Here is a 12496-nt window from a genome sequence, read left to right on the forward strand (position 1 = left end):
GCAAAATACCCTTTCACAAATCTTTAATCTTGTTTTACAAAATATGTTTTATGAAGAAGATGATTAACCTGAAGTTATTGTTTTTTGCGCTGGCTTTTCTTTATCTTTCCACCGGAACAGTGCTGGCACAGCAGGAGGAAGGCAAGCGGATGAAAATTGAATTGACCGTGAAAGCGGGCAATGAGCAGGTGACCTCCGCTATCCGGTCTTTCACGGTGGCATATAACCGGGCTTTGAACGAAACAGGAAAAGATTCCATTGCCGAAGCGCCCAAAGGACATTACCTGTCGATCGATCTCGAAAAACAAAACATCCCGCTGTTACGGGTGTTAATACCTAACCGGAAAGGATTGGACGGGCAGATCACCGTTGTGGATACCTACGGTAAACTGCCGCCACGGAAAATTGAATTTAAACTGGCGGTGATGGAAACCATGAATGACCAGGTAACCGGCGACTATGGCGGCGCCTTTATGACGCTGCATTGTGCTACCCTGATTATAGACGGTGTGAAGCTGGAGTATTAAAAGTTAGTAGCATGCAATTTAACTTTCAGGAGCCGGAAAACCTCGGCGTATTCAGTACTAAAAACTTTATCGACGACCTGCAGCCGGTGTTGCGCGTGGTACATGAACATGACGGACGCTGGCAGTTTTTAACAGCGGAGTTCCTACTGGCAGATACAGAAGAAAAATTAATCGCCGCAGAAGAAGGGGCTATGCTGGTATGCCTGAAAGATGTAGTATCCCGGGACACCACCCTGAATGAAGTAGCTGACCTGGCTCCCGGCGAATTTGCAGACCGCGGATTCGTGGGAGATGAGTGGATACGTGCTTCATTTGATGAAGAAGCTGAAGAAGAACAATAAAATCGACTTTAAATGGAATTTTTACCAACCGTTAGCAAACAAGATCTCGACAACGCGAGAGAAGACAACTGGGACTTTATTTATGCCATATTGGAGCCCTACCAGGATGCTATTGAAGAAGCAGAAGAGGAAGAAGACATCCTGGACCAGCTGACCGATGATCAGCATGTACTGCTGATCTATGATGCCTTGTACGGACAAGTCACCAATGGTGGGTTCCTGCAGCTGATACATAACGGTTATGGACAGTTTATTTTTGAAACGGGTTTCGATGAGGACCTGGAAAAATGGGGATTGAAGGAGACCGCAGAGATCGTACGAAAAGCGGAGGCAATCTTCGTGGAGCATAAAGGATTACTGGAAGAAGAAAGAGACCTGGAAGCATTTTCAGCCCTGTATAAAACATTTACGCATTTTGAATCGTTGGATAACGCCTTCTATGATGTGATGGATGAAGAAGTGGCGACATTCCGGGCGTATATAGAAGCCCATCTGGATACATTTGCGAAAATCGTGTAAAGGATACCGTTATGGATATTGAAACATATAAAAAAGAGTTCTCTGAAGAAGATGCGGTAGGATGGGATGCCATTGATCAGTCTCTTGAAAAGCTGTATCCGGGCCAGCAGCCTAAACACTATGCGCCGGGGTTATATTATGCATTGGGGGGTGATAATCCCCTGGATGGTATCAGCATCTACGAAAGTAAACAACAGGAGGACCATTTTCATTTTGTGACTTATGGCTTTTCTGAATTGTACTACGATGAAGAAGCCGTAGGTAAGGACTTTAGCAAGTTCGGATTTGAGCTCACTTTCAGGCTAAAGAAAACCAGCGAAACAGATAACGAAAACTGGGCCTGCAACTTGTTACAAAACCTCGCCAAGTATGTATTCAGTTCCGGAAAATGGTTTGAGGAGTTTCATTTTATTCCGGCCAACGGCCCGATCAGACTGGGATATGATACGGACATCACAGCGCTTGCTTTTGTGAAAGACCCTGAATTGGGAACGATTAACACGCCGCATGGGGAGGTCAATTTTCTTCAAATGACAGGTATCACCACCGCAGAATATGAAGCATTGAAACAACATCCTTCCACGGATGAATGCGCTAAACTGTTAGCGCAGCTTCGTAAGGGCAATGAGCTGCTGATTACGGACCTGGACAGAAAGTGACCAGGATTTAGCCTGCTTTGACTTCCCCCTAAAAATCAGCAACCTTCAGATCTATGACCTGAAGGTTGAACTGATATATAAAGACAGCCGAGAGACTTGGATGAGGAGGTCTTACTACTGACCTGCCTTCATAGATTGCATTGGGGTAGCGATCACTTTATGGAGCCGTTGTTATTTTGATAACCGGCGTATAGTTGTAATAGCCGGCAGGATTGTCTGCACCGCTGATACGGGCTGCTGCGCGGATATAATACACCGCGCCGCTTTTGAGGCCGGTAAATACCTTCTGATAAGTGGTGCCTTCCACTGTGGCATCAGGTACATTCTGTACATCCTGGATATCATTAAACGAATAGCTGTTCACATCGATACCTTCCGTTGTGCCGATGATAGCCACCAGCCGGGATATCTTCTGCGTATTGTCGTTGTGTTTCACCGTATACTTTACCGTTACACTGTTGCTGGTAATGTCGCTGGTGACGGCTGATACCTTCAGGAAGGGCGTCACCGGGATATCCCTTTGTGTGTTACCGTTGATGTCTACCACCAGTGTGTCTTTGTAATAAAACGGTCCTTCCGCCACGATCCGGTATTTGCCGGCAAATAACAGCTTATTCGTATAGGAGCCGTCGTTATGAACGGCCGTATTGATCGGATTGGGATTGCTGCTGCTGTATCCCTGTTGATAGTAGCGGAGTACAGCGCCGTTGAAGGTCTGCACCGGAACAGGTTCGTTGGTCTTAACGTCTGTCAGCCTGCCTTGTATGCGGGCATCAGGCGCTGCGTAATTGTCTTTTTTGCAACCGGTCAGCATAGCGCCGCCCAGCAGGAGGGCCATACAGCTGTTGATGATATGTTGTTTCATGAGTAGTCCTTTTGTTTTAGTTAGAAGCCCGGGTTTTGCACGAGATTGCTGTTTTTGTCGATCTCGCCGGCAGGAATGCGCTGATAGTACATCCGGGAGAGGAACGTGCGGGTGTTTTTGGGCGCCGGCACTATCTCGAAGGTGTATTTCATATCAGCGGGAACTTTACCATTTTCCCACATGAGCCAGGGATATAAAGCATGGAACTGGGTATTGTTCAGCAGGTCGGTAGCGGTGCGCCAGCGGCAGATATCCCACCATCTGTGGTTTTCAAAAGCCAGTTCCACCTGACGTTCGTGCCTTACCTGATCACGCGTAACGCTGCCCAGGGCTTTGATACCGGCGCGGTCGCGCAGTTGGTTGATGGCGTTGAGTGCATCCGGTGTTTTACCCAGTTCTATTGCGGCTTCTGCATAGTTAAGCAGTACTTCACCATAGCGGAATACGATCCATGGTGTGGTAGAACGGCCGTCAGCCACCCGGTTGACAGGGTCCATGAATTTTTTCACGTAGAAACCTGTTTTAGTAGGATCGCCGCCTAAGAGCGGACCGTCCTTCCCAACGCGGGGGATGCTGTTGGCGCCACTGCCATAGGTATCCGTCAGGTTGGCGGAGGTGAACTGGGTGCCGTTGTCGATTACGCCTCTTCTCAGTTCTATGTTGCCACCCTGCCAGGGAGCGCCCGGATACAGGATGCTAGCGAGAAAACGCGGGTCTTTGTCTTTGAACAGGTCGGCGGTGCTGTTATACAGGATGGGATTACCGGCGCCGTCTTTTATTTTGAGTTTGCCGGGAGTACCGTCGGTGTATTCGAAGCTCTCTACCAGTTCCAGGGTAGGATTGGTAGCGCAGCCATAATCTATTTTAAAGCTCTGTGGCGCGTTGTAGAAATCGAAACCATGCGCCAGATCGGGCGACTGGTATGTTTTTACGAAGATCACTTCCTTGTTTTTGTCCAGATCAGCGCCGGTGAGGAACAACTGTTGGAAGTTAGCGGTTTTATCGCTGTAGCCTTTGAACAGTTCGAATTTTCCGGAGTTAATGATTTTTTGGGCAGCGTCGTATGCTTTCTGCCAATAGCCGTCAGCGTTAGCGGCGATGCCTACCACACCGCCGAGTTGTACGGTACCGTATTTGGCGATAGAACCGGCATATAGCATGGCGCGGCATTTCAGCGCCAGCGCAGCATAGCGGGTAGCGCGGTAACGTTCATCGGCGCCGTAGGATTCCGGCAGTCCGTCCTGGATAGCGTCCAGCTCGGAAGCGATGAAATCGTATACTTCCTGTTCCTTGTTACGCGGCACTTTCAGCTCTTCCAGGTTGCCGTTGTACTGTTGTACCTTAGTGATCAGCGGAACGCCGCCATAACGTTTTACGAGGGAGAAATAGTAGAATGCCCTGATAAAACGGGCTTCTGCGAGGAAGCGGGCTTTTTGTTCTTCTGTTACATTTTTCGCGTTCGGTACCTTTTCGATGAAGTCGTTCACATTCCGGACGAGGTTATATCGCCACCAGTCAAACATGGCATCACCGAGGATAGGATCGAGGGTGGCGCCCCAGCTATAAGAGCGTACGGCTTCATCGGAGGCTTGTGCCGGGAAGGCAGCCTGATTACCTTCCGCCCAATAGTCGAAGGCTTCTGTTTGCATGCTGCTGTACAGGTTGGCGGTCAGCGCCTGTACGCCGGATACGGAGCCATAGGCCGCATCATCGGAGATGATGTTCTGCGCTTTTCTCTCCAGGAAATCTTTGTTGCAGGAGGCCGACAGGGTCAGCATCAGTGCAAAGGATATATGTTTATGTAATTTTCTCATGACGAATAGTTAAGGTGGATCAGAATTGCAGGTTCATGCCAAATGTCAATACCTTCTGTTGCGGATAGTATTTACCGGTACCACCAGCATTGCTATCATCATTGGTCGGTGTTTCCGGATCAAGCACTTTCAGGTTATCGATGGTGAACAGGTTCTGTGCGGAGAAGAAGAATCGTACTTGTTCGATACCTGCTTTGCTGAGCATCGGTTTCGGCAGGGAGTAACCCAGTTCTATTGTTTTCAAACGCAGGTAGGATGCATCTTTCAGCCAGAAAGAAGATACGCCTTTGTTGTTATCCAGACCGTTCACGATGGTAGAAGGGTATTTACCCGGTATCCATGCGCTGTTGGGATTGTAGGGATCTTCGCGGTGCCAGCGGTCGGTAAAGAAGGCGTAGGTATTGGAACCATTGCTGAACGGATCTCTCATACCGTCTATGATCAATACGTTGTAGTTGCTGGCGCCCTGGAACAGCATAGAGAGGCTGAAACCTTTCCAGGTAGCGGCGAGGTTAAGACCGTAGTACAGTTCAGGATCGTTGCCACGGCCAATAACGGTGCGGTCGTTGCCATCAATGATACCGTCGCCGTTCAGGTCTTCATATTTAATATCGCCTGGTTTGAGGGTGGTATTGCCTTTGCGGTCCTGGATGGCCCAGCCGGCAATTTCCTCCTGGTTCTGGAACTGACCGGCAGCTTTGTAGCCCCAGATCATATTGGTCCACCTGTTGGTAGTATTATCTTTCCAGTTGGCGAATGCGGTGGTGGAATTGGCGCGTTCCACATACAAATTACGTGTGCGCGTCCAGGTTACATTGGGCGATACGTTCAGGATCACATCACCGATTTTTTTGTTGAAGCCGAGCGCCAGTTCAAAGCCTCGTGTGCGGTCACTGTTCAGGTTTTCAGACGGCAGCTCTGCTCCATAGGTGCCGGGGAGGGACAGTTCTCTTTTAGCAAACAGGCCGGTGCGTTTGCGGGAGAAGTAGTCCAGCTCGATAGTGAACATATTTTGCAGGAAACCTGCTTCAAATCCGATATTGGCGGTGGTGGCGTTAAACCAGGTGATAAGCGGATTCGGAATACCGGAAGGAGTTAAGCCACTCACGATGTTTTTGCCGAAGATATAGCCGCCTTCGGGATAACGATAGCCGGTGAGGTACTGGAACGGATTGACGATACCATCATCACCCATCTGGCCCCAGGAGCCTCGGATTTTGAGGTTGTTGACCAGGCGTGCCATCGGACGGAAGAAGTTTTCATCGCTGATTCTCCAGCCTGCTGATACGGTGGGGAAGAAGCCCCATCTGTGGTCCGGCGCCAGTTTGTAGGAACCGTCGTAACGGAAACCCAGTTCCAGCAGGTAGCGGTCTTTATAGTCATAGTTGACTCTGCCTACATAGCCCATATATGCTTCTTCCCTGGCCTTGCCGTCGTTGTTTTTGTTGGTACTGGCCCCGGCAAAAAGCTGATCGAGGGCGTCCAGTACAAACTCGCGGGAAGCACTGAATTCATTGTAGAGCAGTTGCCGTTGTTCAAACAGCAGGAGGCCTTTGACGTGATGATCGCGGGCGATGGTTTTGGTATAGTTGAGGGATAGCTGTGCGAGTGTATTTTCCGTTTGGTTCTGGTCCTGCTTCAGATTAGAAGGGGAGTTACCAACGTAACCTACGTCGTATTTATTCGTAGCGGCGTTATAGTTATACAGGTTATATTGTTTTACCCATTTTTTATTGCTCTCGGTACCGGATTGATAGGAGTAGAGGGCTTTGGCGCTCAGTCCATCCATGAAAGGAATATCGTAGGTAAGGGCAGCGATACCACTCAGGTATTTGTATTGCTGGGCCGTATAGCCGGAATAGTCGCTGTTCATAGAAGCCAGCAGGTTCTGGCTGAAGTTGGTCACGGCATAGTATTCCGGGTTGTCGTTGGCATACAATTTATAAGTAGGATAGGTACGTTGTACCATGCCCATCAGGGTTACCGCGTCCGCAGCCGGGTAGTGGCGGTTTTCGAGGCGGCCACCGAGGTTCAGTTCTGCAGTCAGCCTTTTGGTGATTTTAGTGCTGATATTGCTGCGGAAGTTATAACGGCTGAAACGGGTATCGCCGCTTTTCCACATACCCTGCTGGTTGAGATAACCGAGGGAGAAGAAGTAACGGGTAGCTTCCGTACCCCCGTTGACGTTAATGTTATGGTATTGTTGCGGCGTGCTTTTGCGAATGGCCGCGTTATACCAGTCGGTGCTTTCATAGCCGGGCTGGCCTTCGCGGTATTGCTGTACTTTTTCTGCGCCATATATAGGAGCGAGGCCCTGGTTGATCTGTGATTCGTCGTTCAGTTCCGCGAATTCCGCTGCGTTCACCAAACGAGGGTAGCGGGTATTGCTTTGCAGGCCGAGGTAAGTATTGTAGGTGATTTTAGGTTTGGATACGTTGCCTCTTTTAGTCGTAACTAATACCACGCCATTGGCCGCTTTGATACCATACACTGCCGCCGCCGCGTCTTTCAGGATAGAGATACTTTCTATTTCAGATGGGTCGAGTTGTTCGAAGGAAGAGGGTACGCCGTCCACGATCACCAGGGCAGCGCCGAAGCCCCTGATATCGATGCGGGCGCCGTCTTTACCGGGTTCGCCGCTGTTTTGTATTGCGCGGATACCGGGGAGCCTGCCGGCGAGGGCGTTACTGATATTGGTCACCGGTGATTTGGCAATTTCCTGGCCTTTAACGGAGGCCACGGAGCCGGTCACGTTCACTTTTTTCTGGGTACCATAACCTACCACCACGATCTGGTTGAGATCACTGATAGCTTGTGTAAGCGTTACCTGTACGGTGTTTTGCTGACCTACCACTATTTCGCGGGGTGCATAACCGACCAGGGTAAATACCAGTACGTCCGTTTCGCGGGCATCCAGTTTGAAGGCGCCGTTTTCGTCGGTATGGGTACCGCGTTGCGTACCTTTTACGCCTACGGTCACGTAGGACAGCGGGTTACCTTTTTCATCCGTCACGCGGCCGCTGATGCTGGCTACGGTCACCGTAGGAGCAGGAATACCAGAGGAGGTCTTGCGGGTCACGATCACTGTTTGATCGATGATTTCGTAGGAGAGTGGTTGCTGACTGAGGGCCGCTTTCATCACCTGTTCGATAGAACCGCGGGAGATGTTCAGGTTGACCGGTTTGGTACCAGCGAGCCATTCATCGCGGTATACGAAGGTGTAGTGACTTTGTTGCTCTATCAGCGCGAATACGCTTTCGAGCGATTTGTTTTTAACAGACACCGTGATCTGCTGTGCGGATACGCCGGCAGATACATGGAGGTAGCATAGTGTGAGCAGTATAGCGGTTAGCTTCATAACCCTGATAACTTTATTACGGAGGCAACTGCCTTTGGGCGTGGTTGCCTGTCGCCTTTCCGGGCGACCGGTGAACAAAAACCGTGTTACGGGCACGGTTTTAACATAACAATCCAATTGCATAGATTTGCAGTGTTTGGGTTTAGGAATCAATAATCTTAGTCGGATATTGTTTTTCATGATGGCCCGGACATTCAGCCAGGGGCGGGTCCAAGCGCTCCTGGTTTTTTTGTGGGACATCTTTTGGCGCGGGATGGGCCGCGCTTTTCATAACGTTGATGATTTTGGTTAATAATGACTGGTCATACCATTGTTTTTTTAAGGTGAATAAATGTTGGCCATAGTAATCAGGATGAGGGAAATATAAGGAGCCTGCCAGCTTCCTGTCGGCAACGGATGCCGCTGAGTTCCAGTATGCGGATCACGCCGGACAGTTTCATATTTCGTGGCACCTTGCCCGTTATATGTCCCTGGGGGATGTTGCCCTGGTATACGATATCGATGTTGTACCAGCGGCTGATCTGGCGCAGCACCATAGGGATGTTGTTAGCGGAAAACCGGAACTGGCCGTCTTTCCAGGCTGTGGCGAGGGCTGTTTCCGTTTCTCCGACGGTGATGGCGCCGTTGTTGTTGTTCACTACCGCTTGCTGACCGGGAGCAAGCATTTTTTCTATTGTTCCCTGTTTTATTTTCACCGCGCCGTTGAGCAGGGTGGTATGGATGCCCGTTTCATCGGGATAAGCCATGATGTTAAAGCTGGTGCCCAGTACGGCGACCTGGGTGTGGCGTACTTTTACCAGAAAAGGATGTGCAGCGCTGGCGGCCACTTCGAAATAGGCTTCACCGTCCAGTTCCACTGTTCTGTCCCTGTTGCTGAAGGCCACCGGGTATTTGAGCGTGCTGGCAGCGTTGAGCCATACCCGTGAGCCATCGGGGAGCACCAGTTTATATTGACCGCCTTTGGGAACGGACATGGTATTGTATAAAGTATCTGTGACTGCGCCGGTTTGATCATCCACGTAGAGGAGGGAGCCGTCCTCTTTTTTCACGATACGCACCCCGCCTTGTTGCGCGAGGGCGCCGTTGCCGGCGCTGTCGAGTACTATGCGCCGGCCGTTGCTTAAGGTGAGTATAGCTTTGTCGGATCCCGGCAATGCGTCCGATACCTGGGTCGTCGGTGACGCCGGAACATGCGTATGATGCTGATGGTACCAATAGGAGCCGGCGGTAACAATGGCGGCTGTTACCGCAGCGGCAGCCCACCAGCGGCGACGGCGCAAAGGTGTGGCCGTTACCGTATTATTCCCGAAACCAGCCCGGGCGGCTATTTGACGCCATATTCTTTCTTCGTGTGTAGCCTCGTCGGTAGCAAAAGATGCTGGTATGTCTACCGGTTCCGCTTGTCCGGCGTTGTACCAGTCGGCATATTCATTGGCTTCTTCCGGTGTGATAGTACCTTTCAGCCATTTTTCGGCCAGCGTTTCATACCGGCTTTGTTCTTTTTCCCCGCTCATACAAAAGAGGTCTTTTATATTAAGTCAATCGAAAAGAACAAATCCCCATACATTTCTAAAAAAAATTAAAAATTATCTGGATTTCAATAAAAAAAATTAATAAATGGGAAAATTGTATCAGGGGAGTACCGTGAAAAGCAGGGCGGAGAAGTGTTTTAACCCGGTCTTCAGCGTTTTAACGGCGCGGGCAAGATTATGTTCCACTGCTTTTTCGGAGATATTCAGTTGTTGGGCGATTTGTTTATGGGAGAGGCCCAATTCCCGGCTCAGCTGATAGGTGATCCGGCATCGTTCCGGCAAAGCGGCTACCAGACCGGAGAGCTGATCCCTGAGGTCTTCAAAACGGAGCCATTGTTCGGTGGAATGGTCTTCGGGCGACATATTTTCACGGGCATAGGAGGAATAAGCCCTGGCTCTTTTTTTCCTTGCCTGGAGATTGATAACGCGGTACTTCATGGCGACGGCCAGGTAAGCCGGCAGCGGACCGGTAAGGGTTAGCGTTTCGCGGCGGTCCCATATATCGGAGAATACATCCTGTACCAGTTCTTCCGCTTCCTCCAGGTTATCCAGTTTATTGGCCGCTACTGTAAACAACAGTTTCCAGTAACGCTTGTAAATAGTGGTGAAAGCATTTTCATCTCCTTCACGGAGCAGTTGTAACAGTTGTATGTCTGCCAGTTCGTGCATATCGTCTTGTAACTGCCAAGGACGATAAAATTCAGCAAATAACCAAATGCATGATAGGATTTTGCCTGCCTTATGATATTACCAAACAGGAACCCCGGGCAGATGCCCGGGGCGTTATTTTCATGCAATCCTTATTACGGGCGGGGCTTTTCAGCGACCGCCGATATATCTTAGCCCAGGGCTTTCACCGTGGGGAAATCCGGAGACGCAAAATTTGTTTAATTTAAGATGATCCGGATGATCCAGTTTTAACGAAAGTTGCTGGTCCAGTGAGGAAGGGTTTTTGTTCGTATGACCGGTACCGTTATAGGATAATCATGATCATAAACTTTACTCTTCAATAATCCGGCCTGCCGTTTTCTGCTTCGCCCATTGCCAGGAGACATATTTCCGGGTGCGATTAAGACTATCGCCTGCCGGACTGTAGTAGTATAGTTTCCGGGTTCTGGTGTCCCCGATGTAGATAAATGGATGGAATCCTTTGTCCACGCTATGCACACCGGAGAAGAGGAACAGATGGTTATCCAGCCATACCGCTTCTTCCGTCCAGGAAGAGGCGCCCATGTAAACAATGCCGGTACTGATGCCGGTTGTTTTGTCGCCCAGATCGACTGCCTGGTCTGCATCGATATAGGCGCGGTAACGGGCTTTACCAACCTTCTCCAATGATACCTGGTAACTGTAAAAATCAATCCATTGTTTTTTATCCGGTGAGAAACTGATCAAGGGGAGGTAGGTGTTAAAGTAAGTCCCGGCCTCCTTGCCACGGAGTGTATCAGGAGAATGATTCTCAAAATCACTGACCCGTTCCAATACAAAAGCATCGGTACTGAACCCGGGGATACTGCGGGACCATTTGCGCATAGCGGAATCCTGCTGAAATACCGCACGATAGTCAGCCGGTTTAGGTTGGGCATTAACGGTGCTGACAAGCAGCAGTAACAAGGGAAGAAGGAGGCATTTCATATCATTAGACATTTGAGATTTTTTAATTTACGATTTTTTGAAAGAAAGGGAGCTCATCATCTTTCAAATCAGGAAAACGTATATCAAAAAAGCGTACATTAGTAAGACGGAGATGGCCATGAGACCCCGACAAATCATTTAACACAACGACCCCATTTTTGCACCCTCCGTACGCATTACTGATCACAAAACCCCGACCGCGATGGAATTACAAGGAATTGTTTCAAAGGTAGGCGTTATGCCTGCACATGCTCAAACCGCCGTTTTATTATCCGCTATTGCCTACAGTACGCAGGTGAAAATTGACCTGGAAAAACATTTACCGGGCTGGACGCTTGTATGGGAAGGTTATGAAACCGTCGATGGTAACTTCGGCTTTATCGCTGAAGATCCTACCGGGGAGTTTTATGGACTGGCCTTCAGAGGTTCTTTGCCGCCGGCAGATATTTTTAATGACTGGGACGCTTTCGCCAATTGGGTTCTGGAAGATCTGGATGTGATCTCCCTGTCTACCTGGCATTATACCAGCGACGGTACCGCTAAAATCAGCGCGGGCGCCAACCGGGCCTTCAACAACGTGGCCAGTATGAAAGATGAGTTGCGGGTGGGTTCTTCCCGTATTTACAATTTCTTAAAAACACAGGTTGTTTCCCAAAACAAAAGAGTGATCATTACCGGGCATAGCCTGGGTGGCAATATCGCCAATGTATACACTTCTTACTTTGTGACAGCCTTACAGCAGGAAGGTATTCATTACGAGGGTACCTGGTTGTTCACCTTCGCCGCGCCGGCCGCAGGGGATGCGGCCTTCGCTACCGATCTGGATAATAAAGTGCCGAACTCCTGGCACTATGAAAATGTAAATGATGTGATTCCCAAGTTTCCGGTGATCTCTACCATGCTGATGGCCTCTCTGCTGTATATTCCCACCCCTTCCTCAGGGGATATCATCGTCACCTATGATGGTTACCAGATGAGCCTGCGGGATGGATACCTGCTGATGACCGGATTGTTATATGGCTTCGGTTATATGCAACAGGCACTGCATTATGTACTGTTCAACTCGACGCTGGACCCGCGGTACCTGAGCAACACGCTCTCTGATTATTTCCATCAGCTGGGTGCACAACATGCGCTCACACAATATGCCGGTTACCTGGATGTACAGGTAGATGCGGCTTTGCTGGCGCGCAGCAGTATGGTGCCGTTGTGATAGTATAGGGGATATACCCGTTAATGTTTATAT

The 12496-nt window shown here is 49.6% G+C and carries 11 protein-coding genes; 5 read left to right on the plus strand and 6 right to left on the minus strand.

The annotated features are described in order from the left end of the window. Positions 1-50: 50 nt before the first annotated feature. Genes ICL07_RS21505 through ICL07_RS21520 form a run of 4 tightly spaced genes read left to right on the plus strand, consistent with a single transcriptional unit; the run spans position 51 to position 2046 of the window. Positions 51-527, plus strand: a complete 477-nt coding sequence (locus tag ICL07_RS21505; protein WP_188090107.1) for a hypothetical protein — start codon at positions 51-53, stop codon at positions 525-527. 11 nt (positions 528-538) lie between these two features. After that, positions 539-868 carry a hypothetical protein gene (locus ICL07_RS21510; protein ID WP_188090108.1) on the plus strand — a complete coding sequence of 110 codons (330 nt, stop codon included), beginning with the start codon at positions 539-541 and terminating at the stop codon, positions 866-868. 12 nt (positions 869-880) lie between these two features. Continuing rightward, entirely contained in the window at positions 881-1387 is a 507-nt protein-coding gene (locus ICL07_RS21515; protein ID WP_188090109.1) for a DMP19 family protein, read from the plus strand. An 11-nt stretch (positions 1388-1398) separates the two neighbouring features. Next, positions 1399-2046 (plus strand): suppressor of fused domain protein, encoded by a 648-nt coding sequence (locus ICL07_RS21520; protein ID WP_188090110.1) that lies wholly within the window; start codon positions 1399-1401, stop codon positions 2044-2046. 157 nt (positions 2047-2203) lie between these two features. Here the strand turns inward: ICL07_RS21520 and ICL07_RS21525 are convergent, their stop codons facing one another. From ICL07_RS21525 to ICL07_RS21550, 6 genes are all read right to left on the minus strand, one after another. Then, positions 2204-2911 carry a DUF3823 domain-containing protein gene (locus ICL07_RS21525; protein ID WP_188090111.1) on the minus strand — a complete coding sequence of 236 codons (708 nt, stop codon included), beginning with the start codon at positions 2909-2911 and terminating at the stop codon, positions 2204-2206. A 20-nt stretch (positions 2912-2931) separates the two neighbouring features. Then, positions 2932-4725, minus strand: coding sequence for a RagB/SusD family nutrient uptake outer membrane protein (locus tag ICL07_RS21530; RefSeq protein WP_188090112.1), 1794 nt, complete (start codon positions 4723-4725; stop codon positions 2932-2934). A 19-nt stretch (positions 4726-4744) separates the two neighbouring features. Further along, positions 4745-8206 carry a TonB-dependent receptor gene (locus ICL07_RS21535; RefSeq protein WP_188090113.1) on the minus strand — a complete coding sequence of 1154 codons (3462 nt, stop codon included), beginning with the start codon at positions 8204-8206 and terminating at the stop codon, positions 4745-4747. Positions 8207-8430: 224 nt separating this feature from the next. Continuing rightward, positions 8431-9597: a FecR family protein gene (locus ICL07_RS21540; protein WP_188090114.1), complete on the minus strand. Its 1167-nt coding sequence runs from the start codon at positions 9595-9597 to the stop codon at positions 8431-8433. 117 nt (positions 9598-9714) lie between these two features. Continuing rightward, complete coding sequence (locus ICL07_RS21545) at positions 9715-10284, minus strand: RNA polymerase sigma factor (protein ID WP_188090115.1); 570 nt, start codon at positions 10282-10284, stop codon at positions 9715-9717. A 330-nt stretch (positions 10285-10614) separates the two neighbouring features. After that, entirely contained in the window at positions 10615-11250 is a 636-nt protein-coding gene (locus ICL07_RS21550; protein ID WP_188090116.1) for a hypothetical protein, read from the minus strand. Between the two features lie 202 nt (positions 11251-11452). Between ICL07_RS21550 and ICL07_RS21555 the strand changes: the two genes are divergently transcribed. Next, a complete protein-coding gene (locus ICL07_RS21555; protein WP_188090117.1) occupies positions 11453-12463 on the plus strand; it encodes a lipase family protein in 1011 nt (336 codons plus the stop codon). The last annotated feature ends 33 nt before the right edge of the window (positions 12464-12496 follow it).

The sequence above is a fragment of the Chitinophaga qingshengii genome (assembly GCF_014529935.1).
In the GTDB taxonomy this organism is placed as follows: Bacteria; Bacteroidota; Bacteroidia; order Chitinophagales; family Chitinophagaceae; genus Chitinophaga; species Chitinophaga qingshengii.